Here is a 20,732-nt window from a genome sequence, read left to right as displayed (position 1 = left end):
TGGCGACTTGATGGCCCTGACGGCGACGCTTCATTTAACAGATGTTTAACCAGCAACGTGACTCAGTGTCGGTTAACTCTTATGATCGCACTGGGTGCGCTGCTGCATACAGCACAGGGTAGGTTAAAGGATGAGCATTGGTCGGGCCGCCAATGGAGACTTGTCGTGCCTGATAAACACCCTGCTATTCCCCGCCCACAGGTTTTGACTGAGGGCGCCCTGTCTGTGCTGGAGCGGTTTTCACGCATCGAAGCGGTCAGCGGTATCGTGCTGCTGCTGGCAGCGATTGTGGCGCTGATCTGGGCCAATAGCCCTGCCGCCGATTCCTACGAACATTTCTGGAATACCCCACTCACTATTGGGTTGGGGGACTTCACGGTCTCACGCTCATTGCACTTCCTGGTGAACGACGGGCTGATGACCATCTTCTTCCTGGTGGTGGGTGCCGAGATTCGCCAGGAAATAAAGGACGGCGCACTCGCCAACCTGAAACTGGCCACCCTACCGTTAGGCGCTGCACTGGGTGGAGTGCTGATGCCGGCGATCATTTATACCCTGCTCAATCACGGTACCGAGGCCGCCAGCGGTTGGGCCGTGCCCACCGCCACTGATATCGCGTTCGCAGTGGGTGTGCTCGCGCTGTTGGGCAAGTCAATTCCCGGTGGCGTGCGCATCCTGTTGCTGGCCTTGGCAATCATTGATGACATCGTCGCTATCTTGATCATTGCCATCTTCTACACCGCCAGCCTGGACTACATGGGGTTGGTGATCGCGGCCTGCGGGTTGGCGCTGGTGCTGATTTTTCAGCAGATGGGCATAGGCAAGGCCATTGTGTACGTTCTGCCGGGAGCAATTGTCTGGTTTGGCCTGCTCAAGACCGGTGTGCACCCGACGCTCGCGGGCGTCATGCTTGGCCTGATCACCCCCGTCAGCTCCAGACCTACATCGGAACGGCCTCTGGACACCATCGGGCGCACGTTTAATGAACTGATTGACCGACTTTCGCAATCAGCTGAAGGTGCGCATCAGGTCGCCAAACCGTTGAGGCAGTTGAGACAGGCTCAGCGCGAGATGTTACCGCCGGTGCAGCGCATTCAGGCGGGTTTACACCCATGGGTAGCCTTCGGGGTCATGCCGCTATTCGCCCTGGCCAACGCTGGAGTGAGTCTGCAAGGGTTCAACCTGGACGATCCGCTACCCCACGGTGTGTTCATGGGCATCATCCTGGCTCTGGTACTCGGCAAGCCGCTGGGGGTAATACTGGCGAGCGTGGTGCTGGTTAAACTGAACCTCTGCAAACTGCCTGAGGGCGTGACCTGGAACGGTGTCGGCCTGGTTGGCCTGCTGGCAGGAATTGGTTTTACCATGTCCATTTTCATATCCTCGCTGGCCTTCTCTGATCCGACGCTACTGTCGGCTGCCAAGCTGAGCGTGCTGACAGCTTCGTCCCTGGCAGCGGTGATTGGGCTGACCTGGGGCAAGCTCAAGTTCTCGGGCAAGCGTCTGAATGGAAACGACTGACGGTCCATAAAAAAAGACCCCGGCCTCTTCAGGCCGGGGTCTTTTTATTCAGGCTGATAACGACATCAGAACTTCTTGATGTCAGCCTGGGCTTCCAACTGCTTGCGATAGGCAGCGAAGTCCTGCTGGCCAACACGGGACGCGAGGAAGCGGCGATATTGCGCCTTCTCTTCGTCCGTCGGGGCAACTGCCTCGTTGACGGCGTTGAGACGCACAATCACCAAGCTACCGTCAGACAGCGTCACGTCGCTGAACGTCGGCTTGTCCTTGGCGACTGGCTTGGCCATGCGGAACAAGGCCTGCAGCACGGCTGGGTCGATCCCTTCCTGGCCACGGGTGGCCGCTTCGGTAAATTTCCATGCCTGACCATCGACCGCTTGATTCAGCGGCAACTTGCCATCGCGCAGGCTGGCAATCAGCTCATCGGCATGAGTCTTCGCCGCAGCGCTTGCGCGCTCCTTGGTCAACTGTGCACGGATGGCAGTGGCAACGCTTTCCAGCGGCAACTGTTCTGGCTTGCGATGCTCTTTGGCACGCAGCACCACGATGGTTTCCGGGTCCAGTTCGATGGCAGTGCTGTTGGCACCTTCATCCAATACTTCCGGGCTGAAAGCAGCGGTTACCACTGCGCGGTTTGCTGCAACACCTTCGCCACCTTCGCGGCCAAATGGCGCTGAGGTGTGCACGGTCAGTTTCAGGTCCGAAGCCGGCTGAGCCAGATCGGAGGCCTCAAACGCGGCGTCTTCCAATTGCTTGGTCGCTTCGACGAAACGCTGCTCAACCTGCTGGGTCTTGATTTCGTGGGTCAGCTTGTTTTTCAGGCTGGCAAACGATGGCACTTGCGGTGCTTCGACACCCAACAGCTTGATCAAGTGCCAGCCGAAGGTGGTACGTACCGGCTCCGAAACCTGATCCTTGTTCAAGGCATACAGGGCTGTTTCGAAGTCTGGATCGTAGACACCCGGGCCTGCGTAACCCAAGTCACCGCCATTGCTGGCCGAACCAGGGTCCTGCGAAAACTCCTTGGCCAGGGCTTCAAAGCTTTCGCCCTTGGCCAGGCGAGCCTGCACTTCTTCGATCTTGGCCTGGGCTTGCGCCTCGTTCACCTTGTCGTTGACTTCAATCAGAATATGCGCGGCGCGACGCTGTTCAGCGAGGTTGGCGGTTTCTTTCTGATACTGCGCCTGCAGCTCATCGTCCTTGACGGTGACTTGGTCAAAGAAGGAAGACTTCTTCAACTCCAGGTAATCGATGACCACCTGATCCGGTGTCATGAACTCTTTGGCGTGCTGGTCGTAGTAAGCCTTGACCTCGTCATCGGTGAGTTTCACCGCCGCCGGGTTGGCCTTGACGCTTACAGTGGCGAAATCGCGGGTCTGTTTTTCCAGACGAGCAAATGCCAAAACCTGCGCATCGGTTACAAAACCGCTGCCGGCAATACCTGCACGCACTTGGCCGATAAGCATTTCCTGGGTCAGCATCTGACGAAATTGCATACGGCTGTAGCCCAGCTGACGGATCACCTGGTCGAAACGCTCAGCGTTGAACTTGCCATCGACCTGGAATTCCGGCGTCTGCAGGATTACTTGATCCAGCGCAGCTTCCGAGAAAGCGAATTTCGAGTCAGCCGCGCCTTGCAGCAGCAGCTTGCGATCGATCAGGCCTTTGAGCGCGGTGTCGCGCAGCATTTTTTCATCCAGCAAGGACGCGTCAAAGTCCTTGCCCAACTGTTGCATCAGCTGCCGACGTTGCGTGTCGACGGCCTGGCTCAGCTCGTTTTGACTGATTTCTTCACCATTGACCTTGGCCGCATCCTGGCTGTTGGTCGTGGCCTGAAAAATGGCCTCGATACCGGTGAAAGCCATCAATACAACGATGATCCCGATAATGGTCTTGGCAATCCAGCCTTGTGAATTGTCCCTGATATTTTGCAGCATGCGTCCCCCAGAAACGGTTGAACTTCAAAATTAGGCAACCGTGGAGCGTGGGTAGAGTCCGGATAGAAGAAAGGCGCATCCGAGGATGCGCCTTCTCGTAACTGGCGGAGCGGTCGGGGGTTAGAACCCACACCCCCGGCGTGGCGACTCAACATAAGCTGGGTCTGGTGCCGCTCCGCTGCCAGGTCAGACTTGCGTGTGACCCGGATAGGCAAAAGCTTGAGCGAAGCTTAGTTAACGGCTTCTTTCAGAGCTTTACCGGCTTTGAAACCTGGTTTTTTGGCTGCCGCGATTTTCAGGGCTTCGCCAGTCTGTGGGTTACGGCCAGTGCGAGCTGGACGATCGGTCACAGAGAAAGTACCGAAACCAACCAGTACCACAGAGTCGCCGGCCTTGAGAGCGCCAGTGACGGATTCGATTACTGCGTCCAGCGCCCGGCCAGCAGCGGCTTTCGGGATATCAGCAGATGCGGCGATAGCATCAATCAGTTCCGACTTGTTCACTCTAAGTCCCCTTATATCTATTGAGTATGATTCTAAGTTTTTTGGTGAAAGCAAAAACCAGTGCTGAATGGCCTACAGACACTTAAGAGCCGCTTTATAACAAGGGCTCTAAAAAGCTGTCAAGGAAGCCCCCAAGCTTAAACGTATTAATGCGTGCTAATTCTTTCCTTAGAGTCAGTTTCGCGCTTTTCGTCCTTTGCAACTATCTCCGGAGCCACATCCGGTAAGGGCTCCGGCGCGTATTGCAGCGCAATTTGCAGGACCTCGTCAATCCATTTAACCGGTTTAATCTGAAGATCCTGCTTGATATTGTCAGGAATTTCCTTCAAGTCGCGAACATTCTCTTCCGGAATAATCACTGTCTTGATCCCGCCACGGTGCGCAGCCAGCAATTTCTCCTTGAGGCCACCAATGGCTAGCACCTGGCCACGAAGGGTAATTTCCCCGGTCATGGCCACGTCGGCGCGCACTGGAATGCCGGTCAATGCCGAAACAAGGGCCGTGCACATGCCTACGCCTGCGCTAGGGCCGTCTTTGGGGGTTGCCCCTTCCGGCATGTGGATGTGAGTGTCGCGCTTCTCATGGAAGTCCAGGGGGATGCCCAGGCTCTTGGCACGACTGCGCACAACGGTCAGTGCAGCGGTGATGGACTCGACCATCACATCGCCAAGGGAACCGGTCTTGATCAATTGCCCCTTGCCCGGTACCACAGCGGCCTCGATGGTCAGCAACTCGCCACCCACCTGAGTCCACGCAAGGCCCGTAACCTGGCCGATCTGATCCTGCTGCTCAGCCAGGCCATAACGGAATTTACGCACACCCAGGAAATGTTCCAGCAACTCAGCCGTGACCTTCACCGAGAAGCGTTTTTCCAGGGAATGTTCCTTGACCGTCTTGCGACAGATCTTCGCCAATTGACGCTCAAGACCCCGCACACCGGCCTCGCGGGTGTAGTAGCGAATGATGTCGCGGATTGCCTCAGCATCAAATTCGATCTCGCCTTTTTTCAAGCCGTTGGCTGAAATCTGCTTGGGCGAAAGGTATTTGACGGCAATGTTGATCTTCTCGTCTTCGGTGTAGCCCGGCAGACGAATCACCTCCATCCGGTCCAGCAAAGCTGGCGGGATATTCATGGAGTTGGAGGTGCACAGGAACATCACATCGGAGAGGTCATAGTCGACTTCCAGGTAATGGTCGTTGAAATTGTGGTTCTGCTCAGGGTCGAGCACTTCCAGCAAGGCAGATGCCGGGTCGCCACGCATGTCGCTGCCCATTTTGTCGATTTCATCGAGCAGAAACAGCGGGTTGCGCACACCCACTTTTGTCATTTTTTGAATCAATCTTCCTGGCATCGAACCGATGTAAGTACGGCGATGACCACGAATTTCCGCTTCATCGCGCACGCCGCCGAGGGCCATGCGTACAAATTTACGGTTTGTTGCGTGGGCAATGGACTCAGCCAGGGAGGTTTTACCCACACCAGGAGGACCGACCAGACACAACACCGGCCCGCGAATTTTCTTCACACGCTTCTGCACGGCGAGGTATTCGAGGATGCGTTCCTTGACCTCTTCCAGGCCATAGTGATCGGCGTCGAGAATATCTTCGGCGCGAGTCAAGTCCAGACGCACTTTGGTCTGGGCCTTCCACGGCACCTGGACCAGCCAGTCGATGTAGGAACGTACCACGGTGGCTTCAGCGGACATCGGCGACATCTGCTTGAGCTTGTTCAGCTCGGCGGTCGCCTTGGTCAAGGCATCTTTCGGTAGGCCAGCAGCATCGATGCGCTTTTTCAGCTCTTCGATTTCGTTGTGGCCTTCTTCGCCGTCACCCAGCTCTTTCTGAATGGCCTTCATCTGCTCATTCAGGTAGTACTCGCGCTGGCTGCGCTCCATTTGCTTCTTGACCCGACCACGGATGCGCTTTTCAACCTGCAACAGGTCGATTTCGGCATCCAGCAATGCCAGGACATGCTCGACCCTGGCAGACAAATCGATAATTTCGAGGATGTCCTGCTTCTGGTCGATCTTCAGCGCCATGTGCGCGGCCATGGTGTCCACCAGGCGGCTTGGCTCATCAATACTGTTGAGGGAAGACAGGACTTCAGCCGGAACTTTCTTGCCCAGCTGTACGTATTGTTCAAATTGGGAAAGCAAGCTGCGAACGAACACTTCGGATTCGCGCTCGGGTGCATCGACTTCATCGATCAGCGCCACTTCAGCGCGCAGATGGCCGTCCACCTCCATGAAGCGCTCGACCGCACCACGCTGCTCACCTTCGACCAGCACCTTGACGGTGCCGTCAGGCAGCTTGAGCAGTTGCAGAACAGTGGCAATGGTACCGACGCGATACAAGGCCTCTTCGCCCGGATCGTCGTCGGCAGGATTTCTCTGGGCCAGCAGCAGAATCTGCTTGTCGCCCGTCATCGCGGCCTCGAGGGCTTCGATCGACTTCTCGCGCCCCACGAACAGCGGGATAACCATGTGCGGATACACAACGACATCACGCAATGGCAGGAGAGGCAATTCGATGGTTGTCTTCATGATTTCGCCTCTACGGCGGCCCAAGGGGCCGTAAACAGATGGAAGTAGCCTGAAACCAAGATGGGGGCTGCCTGCAAAAAAAACAAGCTCAATGGCAGCAGTTAAACGCAGTAAAAACAAAGGGGCCCAAAGGCCCCCTTATTTTGTACAGCTGGTTCTATTGCAGCAGGACGACACTTACGCGTCAGGTGCAGCCTTTGCAGCCGGCTCACTGTTTTCATAGATATACAGTGGCTTGGACTTGCCTTCTATAACGCTTTCGTCAATCACGACTTTACTCACCTCGGACTGCGAGGGGATTTCGTACATCGTGTCGAGCAACACACCTTCGAGGATCGAACGCAAACCACGAGCGCCTGTCTTGCGCTCCAGTGCCCGCTTGGCCACCGATTTGAGCGCGTCAGCACGGAACTCAAGGTCCACGCCTTCCATCTCGAACAGCTTGGCGTACTGCTTGGTCAGGGCGTTTTTCGGCTCGGTGAGGATCTGCATCAATGCAGCCTCATCAAGCTCGTCCAGGGTCGCCAGGACAGGCAGGCGACCGACGAATTCCGGGATCAGACCGAACTTGACCAGATCGTCAGGCTCGACTTCACGCAGGGACTCACCAACTTTCTTGCCCTCTTCCTTACTGCGCACTTCTGCACCGAAGCCAATGCCACCACGGGTGGAACGGCTTTGAATAACCTTTTCCAGACCGGAGAACGCACCGCCGCAGATGAACAGGATATTGCGCGTGTCAACCTGAAGGAATTCCTGCTGGGGATGCTTGCGGCCGCCTTGTGGCGGAACGGAAGCAACCGTGCCTTCAATCAGTTTCAACAGTGCTTGCTGCACGCCTTCACCGGAAACGTCCCGGGTAATCGACGGGTTGTCGGATTTGCGCGAAATCTTGTCGATTTCATCGATGTAGACAATGCCCATCTGGGCTTTTTCCACGTCGTAATCGCATTTCTGCAGCAGCTTCTGAATAATGTTCTCGACATCCTCACCTACGTAACCAGCCTCGGTGAGGGTGGTTGCATCGGCAATGGTGAAGGGTACGTTCAGCAGGCGAGCCAAGGTTTCTGCAAGCAGGGTTTTACCCGAACCTGTAGGACCAATCAGCAAGATGTTGCTTTTGCCGAGCTCGACATCGTCATTCTTTTTGTCACGCTGGTTCAGCCGCTTGTAGTGGTTGTACACCGCTACGGCCAAAACCTTTTTTGCACGCTCTTGACCAATCACATACTGATCAAGGATGCCGCTGATTTCTTTAGGCGAAGGCAATTTATGCGCGCTGCTTTCGGCCTGGGCTTCCTGCACCTCCTCACGGATGATGTCATTGCACAGGTCGACGCATTCGTCGCAGATAAAGACCGAGGGGCCGGCAATCAATTTGCGCACTTCATGCTGGCTTTTGCCACAGAAGGAGCAATAGAGCAATTTGCCGTTGTCCTCGCCGTTGCGGGTGTCAGTCATTCGATCGATCCAAATCCGATAGGCTTGCAACACAAGATGAAGGCTATTGCGGGCTTTTTCAAGTCCGCAGGTGGTCAGTTAAACCAACCACCTACATTTGGGCTGCTTAGGCAGGCATGTGACGCTTCTGCATGACCGAGTCGATCAGCCCGTATTCGGCTGCGCGCTCGGCACTCATGAAGTTATCACGTTCGGTGTCGCGCTCAATGGTTTCGAGGCTTTGACCTGTGTGATGGGCCAACAACGTATTGAGGCGCAGACGAATATTCTTGATTTCCTCGGCATGAATGAGGATATCGGTCGCTTGCCCCTGGAAACCACCCAGTGGCTGGTGAATCATCATCCGCGAGTTCGGCAGGCAGAAACGCTTGCCCGCTGCGCCGCCGGCGAGCAGGAAAGCACCCATGCTGCAGGCTTGGCCGATGCAGGTAGTGGAGACGTCAGGCTTGATGAACTGCATGGTGTCATAGATCGACATCCCCGCAGTGACCGAACCACCTGGCGAGTTAATGTAAAGATGGATGTCCTTGTCCGGATTTTCCGCTTCAAGGAACAGCAGTTGCGCCGCGACCAGGTTGGCCATGTAGTCTTCTACCGGGCCAATCAGGAAGATCACTCGTTCCTTGAGGAGGCGCGAGTAGATGTCATAGGCGCGTTCGCCACGGGCGGACTGCTCGATAACCATCGGGACCAGGCCGCCTGCGGCCTGGATGTCAGAACTCTGCTGATAATAAGAATTGCGGGACATGTCCTGCAGTCACTCCCAAATAGTCATGTCTTGAATACACATAAGCCAGCGCGAGGCTGGCTTATGTGTGTATTTTCAAACGTGTCGGACAATCAGTCGGCTTGTGCTGCTTCCGCCGGCTTGACTGCTTCTTCGTAAGAGACCGATTTATCGGTCACGCTAGCCTTCTGCAGAACAGTATCCACAACTTGTTCTTCCAGCACAACCGAACGCACTTCGTTCAGCTGCTGGTCGTTCTTGTAGTACCAGGACACAACCTGCTCAGGTTCCTGGTAAGCCGAGGCCATTTCCTGGATCAGCTCACGAACGCGGGTTTCGTCAGGCTTGAGGTCGAACTGCTTGACCACTTCAGCCACAACCAGGCCCAGCACAACACGGCGCTTGGCTTGCTCTTCGAACAGCTCGGCCGGCAGTTGATCAGGCTTGATGTTGCCACCGAACTGCTGAACAGCCTGCACGCGCAGACGATCGACTTCGTTGGACAGCAGAGCCTTAGGCACTTCGATCGGGTTGGCGGCCAGCAGACCGTCCATGACCTGGTTCTTGACCTTGGACTTGATAGCCTGACGCAGTTCACGCTCCATGTTCTTGCGAACTTCAGTGCGGAAGCCTTCGATACCGGTTTCCTTGATACCGAACTGATTGAAGAACTCTTCGTTCAGTTCTGGCAGCTTAGGCTCGGAAACGGTGTTGACCGTCACGGTGAACTCGGCGGCTTTACCAGCCAAGTCGAGGTTCTGATAGTCAGCCGGGAAAGTCAGGTTCAGAACACGCTCTTCGCCGGCTTTAGCGCCAACCAGACCATCTTCGAAACCAGGGATCATGCGGTTGGAACCCAGCACCAGCTGAGTACCCTTGGCGGAGCCGCCAGCGAATACTTCACCGTCAACCTTGCCAACGAAATCGATGTTCAACTGGTCTTCGTTCTGAGCGGCGCGATCGGCCACTTCAAAGCGAGTGTTCTGCTTGCGCAGGATTTCCAGCATGTTGTCCAGATCCGAATCAGCCACTTCAGCGCTGAGGCGCTCGATGGCGATGGATTCGAAACCGGCAACAGTGAACTCAGGGAACACTTCGAAAACTGCAACGTATTCCAGATCCTTGCCCGCTTCCAGCGATTTAGGCTCGATGGAAGGCGCGCCAGCCGGGTTCAACTTTTGCTCGACGACCGCTTCGTAAAAGGAGGACTGGATTACATCGCCTACAGCTTCCTGGCGCGCATCAGCACCAAAGCGGCGCTTGATTTCGCTCATCGGCACTTTGCCTGGACGGAAACCAGCGATCTTGGCCTTTTGGGCAGTCTGCTGCAGACGCTTGTTGACCTGAGTCTCGATGCGTTCAGCCGGCACGGTGATGCTCATGCGGCGCTCAAGAGCAGAAGTATTTTCAACAGAAACTTGCATGGATATTCCTCGTTGCACAGACGTTAGCCGGCCGTTTCCGACCCCAGAATGTCGGGTAGAGATGGGCCATTACTGGCCCACCTCCCCCTAAGAACCGTACGTGCGAGTTTCCCCGCATACGGCTCGGGCCTAATCAAAACCCCCGGTAAGGGGAGCCGGTTTGTTCACTGTCAATCCGCGAGCGTGTAGCCGCTGGTGACAAAGGGGGTGCAATAGTACCCGGTTATTTAGGGAGTCTCCACCGCCTTTTGTGCGGTACAGAATGTGGTGATCATGCCACCCCGTCTCCTTCGTAATCGGTAACTTACATATTGGACACAATCCTTTCTGACTCTGGAAAAGGCTCAAGATTTGCTTACGGTACGCCAGCCTTTTGAGCATCTGTTCCATACGCCTTTTCTCACCCATTTCCTCCATAGAAGGATCGAAGGGGTTGTACTCCCCACTCACCTTCTTGTGTCGTTCGATCGGAGTGCTCGCTAGCGAGTACAACTCGATCGTTCGCATCTCTCCCTTGTCATTCATCGTCGCGGTAGCAAACACCCCTTTGCGCCCCTTCATGGGTTTAAAGTATTTCGCTCCGATCCACTGGAGTGTTTTCTTAGGGTGTCGCCGTTTTGCCCAACGCCATAGAGCCAGAAAGATCATGTAATCCATGCGGCTATACGCTTTCTTGGCTACCACAGGCTGGTGATAGAACGCCCAGCCACGCAGTATCGGATTCAGCTGTCGGATCAGATCCTCCTGCCTTACCGTTTTGCTGGTACTGATGATCTCCCTTACCTTGCTATAGAACGCTTTCACGTTTTTCTTGCTTGGCTTGATCAGAAGCTTCCCATCGTACTTGCGGAAATTCCAACCTAGAAAGTCAAAGCCTTCCTTTATATGGACGACACGCGTCTTCTCGAGTGACAACTGCAGCCCCCGCACTGCTAGGAACTGCTCTACCCAAGGTCTGACTTCAGTTTCCAGCACCTCTCGCGAGGTTCCGGTTATCACAAAGTCATCCGCATAACGCACCACATTGATTTTCAGCTTCTTGGCCTTGGTCACACCCAGATGTTGCTTAAGTTGTGACTCCAGCCCATCCAGCACCAGATTCGCCAAGCTGGGCGAGACAATCCCGCCCTGTGGCGTACCGGCATCCGTTGCCTGTAGCTGGCCTTTATGAATCACGCCAGCTTTCAACCATTTTCGGAGAACCACCTTATCCGTTGGGACGCTGGTGATAAGCCAGTCATGATTGATATGGTCAAAGCAGCCTTTGATGTCCGCCTCCAAAACCCATTGGGCCGAAACCTTCTTGGATAGGCATACGAACAACTGCCCCATTGCATCCGCCGTAGATCGCTCGATCCTAAAGCCGTAGCTGTTTGGATCGCCGGTGGTTTCTGCAATGGGTGCCAGAGCAAGCAAATACAACGCCTGCATTGCCCTGTCCGTCATGGTCGGAATGCCCAGAGGGCGCTCCTTTCCATTTGACTTCGGAATAAACACACGCCGTAAAGGCCGTGGTTTATAACCGTGGCGCTTCAACCCATTTGCCGCCTTCCATTTGGCATCGGGTGTATCCCAGAGCACGCGGTCGACTCCCGCCGTGCGCTTACCCTGGTTTTCAGTGACTCGCCGTACGGCCAAGTATCTGGCCGAGCGTGAGCGGGTCAGCATCCGCTGCAAGGCTTTCACCCTGCGCCAGTTGCCTTCCCGACAAGCCTTCGCAATCCGTATCTGCATCGCCCGGACATTCCGCTGAACACGCCACCAATCGATGTCATGCCATTGTTGCGGAGCGCCGGAAGGCGCAGACACGGCCAATTGGCTATGTTCTAACATGCTGCCTTCCTCTCAAGTTGCCCCAAGCGAAAGACGCACACATCCCCTGACGGGAATGGACGCTCCCGCCAGGGTTGGATTAATAGAAGATCCGTTACAGCTGGATCTCTAGGTTTATTGAGACAGGTTCACTCAGAGTTCATGCGACGAAAGACCACGCAGAAGTCTGCCCGGTTTCCCGTGGAGCGATGTTCCAGCCCCTATCCGGGCCATTACAGCCCGGCTTTCGCTTTCTCTGCGATCCCATACCCGCACAGCCAACGGATCACCTTGCGGTTCACCTGCCCGAAGGCAGCCATACGGGCTTACCACGTTCCCTGCCTGTCACACGACTGGGTTAGAGTCTGCCTATTCGCCGGCGACCTTATGTGACGACGTGTTCCGACCCTTGACCAGAACAACCGGTCGCATCACCTTTTTGGTTAATGCCTATCAGCAGATTAGGCACCGTAATGCTGACGACGTTTATTAGCAGTTCACTTGTGTTACCCATACCAGCCAGCCTAGCGCCTCAACCCGGTACTGCTCCGAGCATCTGCGCTCCGCCTCACGGCGAAGACGCACCCATACGGGGGCTACATTGTTGGAAGAGCTTCACACCCCACCGTTACCAGTGACGCATGTCTTCCTAGGCTATCGTTGGTCGCACAACGAGTCCGCTGCCACTCCAAACAGGCAATGGTTGGACAATGACAGACAGAGCTTTCGCTCATGTCTCCGGTTTGATGTGAACAGGGACTGCCGAGGCAGCATGCTCAAAGAATTGTTACCTCCTGTTTCAAAAGCAGGAGGGAACCCCAGCGGGGATTCTCTCCCGCATGGGTTTAGCCCTGAATAGGGCTGATGTGTAGTAGGCACTCCAATACCGGAAATCCAGTACTGCGGTCGAGCCACCGAGCGCTAATCGACCTTGAGTTTGCCACCGCCGCTGCGGCAAGTCCTTGAAGGCATTGGACTTCTGGGAGGGTTTTGTTTCTTGGGATTGGGCACCCAAGCTCTCGGCTCTCTTTCGAAAACCCTTCAAGATGACTCTACACCTCGAAGTTTAGGAGACACGCCACGCGTGTCGCACCAAGGGCATGCATTCTAGTGGGTCAAACTCAAGAAGTCACCCTACTGAAAACGGGTAAAAAAACAGCAGGCCATTTATAGGAGCGAATGCAGGAATGCACCTCGCCCCGCTAGCAATACATCCCTTCACGCCAAGGCTCTGCGCCAACACTTCTATATATAGAAGCGATTGTCGATCAGCTCCCTGACAGCCGACCCACAAACGGGACCGGCGGACACAGCGGCATCATCGAGAAACATAAATACGACGAAACACCCTATCCCTGCAGCCCAATACCTGCGGCCACGCTGAAACTCAAGCCACTTAAACAAAAACGGCACAGCCCTTTTTCAGGTGCTGCGCCGTTATCTGCTATTAAATAGCTGCACTGACCCCGATGTAACCGGATCAGATCCATGCGTTCAAAACCGGCAGCGATTCTAACGCCAAGGCATTGAGAATGCTTGTTTTTTTCTTGACTTCGAGAATGCGCAACAACAAAGGCAGAAAAAACAGCATAAAAAAAAGCGCCAGACTATTAATCTGGCGCTTTCTAAATATGGGGTGGACGAAGGGGATCGAACCCTCGACAACGGGAGTCACAATCCCGTGCTCTACCAACTGAGCTACGCCCACCATTGTAGCGTGACCAAAAAATCCGACTAAAACGGATTTTTTGTTGAGCTTCACTAAAGGCACTAGACCCAAGTGAAGCTTGATTTGGTGCGGATGAAGAGACTCGAACTCTTACACCTTGCGGCGCTGGAACCTAAATCCAGTGTGTCTACCAATTCCACCACATCCGCGCTTGAAGCTCTTAAAGCAAAGGCGCCAGACTGTTAATCTGGCGCCTTTTAAATATGGGGTGGACGAAGGGGATCGAACCCTCGACAACGGGAGTCACAATCCCGTGCTCTACCAACTGAGCTACGCCCACCATATAGCGCTACTTGTGCCAAAGCTGCCTAATGGCGCACCCGGCAGGACTCGAACCTGCGACCATCCGCTTAGAAGGCGGATGCTCTATCCAGCTGAGCTACGGGCGCTTTATTAATCTGTACTCTTTGAGGATTACAAACTAAGTGCTTCCAGCCTTACAGAACAAACATTCTGCTCGACCTTCTTAACCAGTGCTAGGCTGTGCCCGACAAGTGCGACGAATAGTATAGACGCCCCCGGAACTCGTCAAATCCTTTTTAAAAAAAACTCATTTTATTTAAGGGGTTAGGGGAATTTACAGACCAAGCGCCTTTGCCCTCACGTCCTGGCGTGCGAGAATGCGTGCACTTTTCTTCCCCTTCTCGATGGTTAATCACGCGTAATGACTGCACAACTTATCGACGGCAAAACGATCGCCGCCAGCCTGCGCCAGCAGATCGCCAAACGTGTCGCTGAGCGTCGCCAGCAGGGCCTGCGCACGCCTGGCCTCGCGGTGATTCTGGTCGGCAGTGATCCCGCCTCTCAGGTTTATGTCTCGCACAAGCGTAAAGACTGTGAAGAGGTCGGCTTTATTTCCAAGGCCTATGACTTGCCTTCCGATACCACCCAGCAGGCACTCACCGACCTGATCGAGAGCCTCAACGGTGACCCGAAGATCGACGGCATCCTGCTTCAACTGCCGTTACCCAAGCATCTGGATGCGTCCAAACTGCTGGAATGTATTCGCCCGGATAAAGACGTCGACGGCTTCCATCCTTATAACGTCGGCCGCCTGGCCCAACGCATTCCGCTTCTGCGGCCCTGCACCCCGAAGGGCATCATGACCCTGCTGGAAAGCACCGGCGTCGACCTCTATGGTCTGGATGCGGTCGTAGTCGGCGCTTCCAACATTGTCGGTCGCCCGATGGCAATGGAATTGCTGCTGGCCGGTTGCACCGTGACCGTCACTCACCGTTTTACCAAGGACCTGGCCGGTCACGTCGGCCGGGCGGACCTGGTGGTGGTCGCCGCCGGCAAACCGGGTCTGGTAAAAGGTGAATGGATCAAGGAAGGCGCCATCGTCATCGACGTCGGCATCAACCGTCAGGAAGACGGCAAGCTGGTGGGCGATGTGGTGTACGAAACCGCCCTGCCCCGTGCCGGCTGGATCACCCCGGTTCCGGGCGGCGTCGGTCCAATGACCCGTGCCTGCCTGCTGGAAAACACGCTGTATGCTGCAGAAACCCTGCACGACTAATAACCAGCCGCTCTGAAAAAGCCCTGCCTTATGGCGGGGCTTTTTATTGCCCCGAAAATAACCGCTTTTTTCTTTGTTTTTAAGGGCTTTCGTCTGGCTCTGGAAGAACATTCGACAGTTTCTGATCCATACTTCTAAAATGTAACGTCATTTTTCAGAAAGCCCGTTGCAGAACGGTATATCCCTACTTTTAGCGAGTTCATCCGCGTGAAAATTCGTATTTCTATCATCAGCCTATTTTTTGCATTTACAGGCACCTTCGCCAGCGCCAGCGAAACCACCCTCGCCCCACGCGATACCTCGCAACTGCACCTTGCCTCCGGCAGTGCCATGCTGGTGGACCTGCAGACCAACAAAGTCATCTACGCCAGTAACCCCGATGTTGTCGTGCCCATCGCCTCCGTCACTAAATTGATGACCGGGATGGTCGTGCTGGATGCCAAGCAGAACATGGATGAGTACATCTCCATCAACATCACTGACACCCCGGAAATGAAAGGTGTGTTCTCGCGGGTCAAGATCAACAGCGAAATGCCTCGTAAAGAGATGCTGCTGATCACCCTGATGTCTTCGGAAAACCGCGCCGCCGCCAGCCTTGCCCATCATTATCCGGGCGGCTACTCAGCCTTTATCGCAGCGATGAACGCCAAGGCCAAGGCCCTGGGCATGACTAGCACCCATTATGTCGAGCCCACCGGCTTGTCGATTCATAACGTCTCGACCGCCAGGGACTTGAGCAAGCTGGTACAGGCTGCGCATAAATACCCGATGCTCACGCAACTGAGCACCACCAAGGAAAAAACCGTGTCTTTCCGCAAACCCAGCTACACCCTGGGTTTCTCCAACACCGACCACCTCGTCAACCGCGCCAACTGGGACATCAAGCTGACCAAGACCGGCTTTACCAATCAGGCCGGTCACTGCCTGGTGCTGGTCACCAGCATGGGTAACCGTCCGGTGTCGCTGGTGATCCTCGATGCCTTTGGCAAACTCACCCACTTTGCCGATGCCAGCCGCATTCGCAAATGGGTAGAGACCGGCAAAAGCGGCTCAGTGCCGGACGTAGCTCTGCAATACAAGGCCGACAAGAATCTCAAAAATCGCCAAAGCGGGACAGCCCAGGTTTCCGAGGCGCACCGCTAATCAAAGCAGGCCCCCTGTAGGAGCAGGCTTGCTCAGCGCGGTGTTCTCGGGTTCTTCGCGAGCAGGAACTAGGCGCCCCCCTCGCTCCTGCACAAGATGGTTTTTACTATTTCACCGGTTTGCCGGCCAGCACCTTCAGTGCCTGGGCTGCAGCCTGCTCCTGCCCGGCCTGGGCAAGTTCGTTGGCTGCTTTCTGCCAGCGTCCGGCATCCACGTTCGCCGGCAGCTGACTTGGCCGCTGGATCAGGATCGCCCAGTGGCCGGCGCTTTTCCAGGCGGACTCAAAGGCACTGAAGCCCATCAGCTGTCGCCGGTTCATTCCCACCCGCAACAACACCGTACTCTTCTGCTGGTTGTAGCCGACCAGCACGGCGTAGCGTGGCCCAGCCCAGAAGGTCGATCCCTCGGTGATCCGCACCATCACCGGATACCCGGCGGCCACTTGTGCCAACAGTGCCGGCAGCTTGGCATCCAGCGGATACACCAGCATCCCGTATTCGCGCGCCAGCACCTGCATATTGTGCTCAAGGTCAGCTTCCGCGCCTGGAAGGTGCAGCGGCTTATCCAGCAAACCCGGTGTAATCACAATACCTTGTTGCGACAGCATGCTGGCCAAGGCAGCGGGACCGCTCTGATAGGCCTCACTGCGAAACACCGGCACGCCGTTGAGTTCAACACGCTCAGGCAAGCCTCGGATTTTCGAGGGTTGCCCGGCACAGGCTGCAAGTCCAAGGACACAGGCTGCCACCAGCAAGGAGGTTTTAACGTTCGGCCGTAAGCGCAACTTCTTCACTCTCTTGATCATCTGCAGGCGTGGGCCTCGATCATAGGGCGCTCTGGAACCTGGGTATAGCCTTGAGCCGCAGTAAATGGCCGGGGATAGAGCAAACAAGTTGCACGCTTCGACCATTGGTCAATAGCGTGCAACCACCCGACAGCTAGACTGTCCATGAGAAGACAGTACGTGCCCTGCACAGGGCGAAAGGAGGCACTTATGAGCCTGACAACAACGATTTTTTTCTTGGTCTGTGGCTGGCTGGCCGTCGCCGGCGCCATGCTGTGGGGCGTATTGCGCATTACCCGCCGCCACCATCATCCGCAAACCAGGCCCGCAGCAACCAGCAAGTCGCGCAAACCCACCGCGCACCATGCCTAGGGGATCGCCCCGGCATGCAGTTGAAGTCATGGGTCTGCACCACTTCCTGACCGTGACCGTCCGTCATCAATGCCCTTTGCGTCCACCCGTTCGGCCATCAGAAGGCTGATCGTTCCCGTTCACCCCGCGTGGGAACGATCATCTGGGAGTCAGGCAGCCAGTTTTCCGCTGGCAATTGCCTGTGACGCCGCCACCATCGCCCGCAACAACACCGCACACCCCGCCGCCAGATCATCCGGCGCGGCATTTTCGATTTCGTTGTGGCTGATGCCGCCTTCGCACGGCACGAAGATCATCCCGGCCGGGCCGAGTTCGGCGACGAAGATCGCGTCGTGCCCTGCCCCGCTGACGATGTCCATGTTCGACAGGCCCAAACCATTAGCGGCATCACGCACGGCATCGACGCAGCCTTTGTCGAAGTACAGCGGCGGGAAGTCGGCGGTGGGTGTCATCTCAAACGTCAGGCCGTGTTTCTCGCAGGTGTCGTCGATCACCTTGCGTACCTGGGCAATCATTGAATCAAGCCGTGCTGGCTCCAGGTGGCGCAAGTCCAACGTCATGCGCACTTCACCGGGGATGACATTGCGTGAGCCGGGATAGGCTTGCAGGCATCCGACGGTGCCACAGGCATGGGGTTGATGGCCAAGAGCGGCAGCATTGACCGCGGCGACCACGGCGGCGGCGCCCACCAAGGCATCTTTACGCAAATGCATCGGCGTCGGGCCGGCGTGGGCTTCGACGCCGTGCAGCTTCAGATCGAACCATTTCTGGCCGAGGGCGCCGAGCACCACGCCGATGGTTTTGCGTTCATCTTCGAGAATCGGGCCTTGTTCGATATGCGCCTCGAAATAGGCGCCCACCTTATGCCCGCTGACTGGCCGCGATCCGGCATAGCCAATGGCGTTCAGCGCATCACCCACCGTCACACCGTCAGCGTCGGTTTTGGCCAGGGTATCTTCGAGAGTGAACTTCTCGGCAAACACCCCGGAACCCATCATGCACGGCGCAAAGCGCGAGCCTTCTTCGTTGGTCCACACAACGACTTCCAGTGGCGCTTCAGTTTCCACCTTGAGGTCGTTGAGCGTGCGCAACACTTCCACCCCGGCCAGCACGCCAAAGCAACCGTCGAACTTGCCGCCGGTGGGCTGGGTGTCGATATGGCTGCCGGTCATCACCGGTGGCAACGTGGGATTGCGCCCAGGGCGGCGGGCGAAGATGTTGCCGACGCCATCGATGGTCACGGTACAGCCGGCTTCCTCGCACCACTTCACAAACAGGTCGCGAGCCTGGCGATCGAGGTCGGTCAGAGCCAGGCGGCAGACGCCGCCCTTGGGCGTGGCACCGAGCTTGGCCAGTTCCATCAGGGACAGCCACAAACGGTCGCGATTGATGTGCTGATGGGTGGATTGCAGAACGTCAAGGGCAGCGTTCATGGTGATCTCCTCAGGCTATTTCTTATGGTTTATTAAGGGGCTTTGACCGCCACCGGACTGGCCCCGCGCTTCATGCACAAGCCGTAATACAACAACCCGCCCAGCGCTGAGCCGGTGAACCAGCCATAGCTGTAGAACCAACTGAATGCATCACTGCCCAACGACAGCAACGTCAACACCACCGGCACGCCAAAGGCGATAAAGCCATACCAATTCCACGCCGGATACACGTCATCGCGGTACAAACCAGCCAGGTCCAATTGCTGTTTCTTGATGATGAAGTAGTCCACCACCATGATCCCGGCAATCGGCCCCAACAGGCTTGAGTAGCCCAGCAACCAATTGGAATAGACCGTTTCCAGGCTGACGTCGGAGACCAGCAGGCCAAGCTTTTTCAGCAGCTCATGGCCCATCAGCGCCAGCCCCACCAGGCCGGTAAGCACCACCGCCGTGGTGCGGCTGATCAACTTGGGCGCGATGTTCTGGAAGTCATTGGTGGGGGATACGATGTTCGCCGCGGTGTTGGTGGACAAGGTGGCAACGATGATCAGCAGCATGGCCACGGCCACCCACACCGGGCTCTGGATATGGCCGATCAAGGTCACCGGATCGGAGACGCTGACACCCACCAGTTTCACCGAGGCGGCGGTCATGATCACGCCGAGGGCAGCGAACAGGAACATGGTCAGCGGCAGGCCAAAAATCTGCCCGAGTATCTGGTCCTTCTGGCTTTTGGCGTAGCGGCTGAAGTCGGGAATATTCAGCGACAAGGTGGCCCAGAAACCGACCATCGCCGTCAGGCCCGCCATGAAGTAGCCGGTGAGGCTGGCGCCTTCGGGGCGCTTGGGCGCGATTGCCATCAACTCGGTCAGCGACACGTTGGGCAACGCCCACACCAGCAGGCCTATACCCACCAGCACCAACAGCGGCGCAGACAGGGTTTCCAGCCATTTGATCGACTCGGCGCCCCGCAGCACGACCCACAGGTTCAGCCCCCAGAAGATCATGAAACCGATCACTTCACCGGTGCCGCCCAACGACTTCCAACCCTCGAAAATCGAACCCAGGAACAGGTGAATCGCCAGCCCGCCAAACATCGTTTGGATACCGAACCAGCCGCACGCCACCAGGGCGCGAATCAGGCACGGCACGTTGGAGCCGATCACCCCGAAGGAGGAGCGCAGCAACACCGGAAATGGAATGCCGTACTTGGTGCCGGGAAAGGCGTTTAGCGTCAGGGGAATGAGCACCACGACGTTGGCCAGCAGGATCGCCATCAACGCCTCGCCCACCGACAACCCAAAGTAGGCGGTGAGCACACCGCCCAGGGTGTAGGTCGGCACGCAGATCGACATACCGATCCACAGCGCGGTGATGTGCCATTTGTTCCAGGTGCGTTCGTGCACCTTGGTAGGTGCCATGTCGTGGTTGTAACGGGGGCTGTCGAGGACGTCGTCGCCGGCGTCGAGTTCGTACAGGCCGTCGCGTTCGATGACTTGCGATCTGTTCTGTTGCATGGCCGCTCCACGGTTTTTTCGAATTATTTTTGCTCATCCCACGCAGGACGCGGGATGGCCGGAGTACCTCGTTGACAACATGACATCACGGACCCGGCCAACCGCCACTGCACTCAATAACCGTGCCGTAAGCCGTCACTTCGTCCGCACCGCTTATATAACTCGCTGATGTTTATCAGCGGCGGCGGCAAAAACTGAGTGCAACACCTGACCTTTCCGGTACGGTGCTGCCCCTATGTCTTATACCGAACTCAGCGTTGAAGAGCGCGCCACCATTCAAATCAGTCATGCCCAAGGCTTCAGCCTG

14 protein-coding genes and 4 tRNA genes are annotated in these 20,732 nt (G+C 56.3%); 4 read left to right on the top strand and 14 right to left on the bottom strand.

Annotation, left to right across the window (positions count from 1 at the left end):
- Positions 1–165 precede the first annotated feature (165 nt).
- Positions 166–1,521 carry a Na+/H+ antiporter NhaA gene (gene nhaA / locus FQ182_RS23215; protein ID WP_149414016.1) on the top strand — a complete coding sequence of 452 codons (1,356 nt, stop codon included), beginning with the start codon at positions 166–168 and terminating at the stop codon, positions 1,519–1,521.
- Between the two features lie 65 nt (positions 1,522–1,586).
- Here nhaA and FQ182_RS23210 read toward each other — a convergent pair whose 3' ends face one another.
- From FQ182_RS23210 to FQ182_RS23155, 11 genes are all read right to left on the bottom strand, one after another.
- Entirely contained in the window at positions 1,587–3,458 is a 1,872-nt protein-coding gene (locus tag FQ182_RS23210) for a SurA N-terminal domain-containing protein (RefSeq protein ID WP_149414017.1), read from the bottom strand.
- 230 nt (positions 3,459–3,688) lie between these two features.
- On the bottom strand, positions 3,689–3,961 hold the full coding sequence (locus FQ182_RS23205; RefSeq protein WP_074759350.1) for an HU family DNA-binding protein: 273 nt from the start codon (positions 3,959–3,961) through the stop codon (positions 3,689–3,691).
- Between the two features lie 146 nt (positions 3,962–4,107).
- Positions 4,108–6,504 (bottom strand): endopeptidase La, encoded by a 2,397-nt coding sequence (lon, locus tag FQ182_RS23200; protein ID WP_149414018.1) that lies wholly within the window; start codon positions 6,502–6,504, stop codon positions 4,108–4,110.
- Between the two features lie 177 nt (positions 6,505–6,681).
- A complete protein-coding gene (gene clpX / locus FQ182_RS23195; RefSeq protein ID WP_133100315.1) occupies positions 6,682–7,965 on the bottom strand; it encodes an ATP-dependent Clp protease ATP-binding subunit ClpX in 1,284 nt (427 codons plus the stop codon).
- Positions 7,966–8,071: 106 nt separating this feature from the next.
- Positions 8,072–8,713: an ATP-dependent Clp endopeptidase proteolytic subunit ClpP gene (clpP, locus tag FQ182_RS23190; protein ID WP_133100316.1), complete on the bottom strand. Its 642-nt coding sequence runs from the start codon at positions 8,711–8,713 to the stop codon at positions 8,072–8,074.
- Between the two features lie 92 nt (positions 8,714–8,805).
- Entirely contained in the window at positions 8,806–10,116 is a 1,311-nt protein-coding gene (tig, locus tag FQ182_RS23185) for a trigger factor (RefSeq protein WP_149414019.1), read from the bottom strand.
- Positions 10,117–10,245: 129 nt separating this feature from the next.
- The gene (gene ltrA / locus FQ182_RS23180) at positions 10,246–11,949 is read right to left on the bottom strand and encodes a group II intron reverse transcriptase/maturase (protein WP_060765696.1); all 1,704 of its coding nucleotides are present in this window, start codon (positions 11,947–11,949) and stop codon (positions 10,246–10,248) included.
- A gap of 1,611 nt (positions 11,950–13,560) precedes the next feature.
- Positions 13,561–13,636 (bottom strand) — tRNA-His (locus FQ182_RS23170).
- Between the two features lie 85 nt (positions 13,637–13,721).
- Positions 13,722–13,806 (bottom strand) — tRNA-Leu (locus FQ182_RS23165).
- Between the two features lie 55 nt (positions 13,807–13,861).
- Positions 13,862–13,937, bottom strand: a tRNA-His gene (locus FQ182_RS23160).
- Positions 13,938–13,969: 32 nt separating this feature from the next.
- Positions 13,970–14,046 (bottom strand) — tRNA-Arg (locus FQ182_RS23155).
- A gap of 275 nt (positions 14,047–14,321) precedes the next feature.
- On the opposite strand from FQ182_RS23155, the gene folD reads away from it, so the two are divergent.
- Both folD and pbpG read left to right on the top strand, forming a co-directional pair.
- Positions 14,322–15,176, top strand: a complete 855-nt coding sequence (folD, locus tag FQ182_RS23150) for a bifunctional methylenetetrahydrofolate dehydrogenase/methenyltetrahydrofolate cyclohydrolase FolD (protein ID WP_149414020.1) — start codon at positions 14,322–14,324, stop codon at positions 15,174–15,176.
- A 207-nt stretch (positions 15,177–15,383) separates the two neighbouring features.
- Positions 15,384–16,319, top strand: coding sequence for a D-alanyl-D-alanine endopeptidase (gene pbpG, locus FQ182_RS23145; protein ID WP_149414021.1), 936 nt, complete (start codon positions 15,384–15,386; stop codon positions 16,317–16,319).
- A 106-nt stretch (positions 16,320–16,425) separates the two neighbouring features.
- Here pbpG and FQ182_RS23140 read toward each other — a convergent pair whose 3' ends face one another.
- Complete coding sequence (locus FQ182_RS23140) at positions 16,426–17,103, bottom strand: peptidase C39 family protein (protein ID WP_149414025.1); 678 nt, start codon at positions 17,101–17,103, stop codon at positions 16,426–16,428.
- 210 nt (positions 17,104–17,313) lie between these two features.
- On the opposite strand from FQ182_RS23140, the gene FQ182_RS29870 reads away from it, so the two are divergent.
- Positions 17,314–17,475: a hypothetical protein gene (locus tag FQ182_RS29870; RefSeq protein ID WP_178114510.1), complete on the top strand. Its 162-nt coding sequence runs from the start codon at positions 17,314–17,316 to the stop codon at positions 17,473–17,475.
- A 149-nt stretch (positions 17,476–17,624) separates the two neighbouring features.
- On the opposite strand, the gene FQ182_RS23135 is transcribed toward FQ182_RS29870, so the two are convergent.
- Positions 17,625–18,908: a Zn-dependent hydrolase gene (locus tag FQ182_RS23135; protein ID WP_149414022.1), complete on the bottom strand. Its 1,284-nt coding sequence runs from the start codon at positions 18,906–18,908 to the stop codon at positions 17,625–17,627.
- Between the two features lie 32 nt (positions 18,909–18,940).
- Positions 18,941–20,425 (bottom strand): NCS1 family nucleobase:cation symporter-1, encoded by a 1,485-nt coding sequence (locus tag FQ182_RS23130; protein ID WP_149414023.1) that lies wholly within the window; start codon positions 20,423–20,425, stop codon positions 18,941–18,943.
- Between the last annotated feature and the right edge of the window lie 307 nt (positions 20,426–20,732).

This window comes from Pseudomonas sp. ANT_H4 (genome assembly GCF_008369295.1).
Taxonomy (GTDB): Bacteria; Pseudomonadota; Gammaproteobacteria; order Pseudomonadales; family Pseudomonadaceae; genus Aquipseudomonas.
Note: the sequence above shows the minus strand (reverse complement) of the source record. Positions and strands in the feature narration are given on the sequence as shown.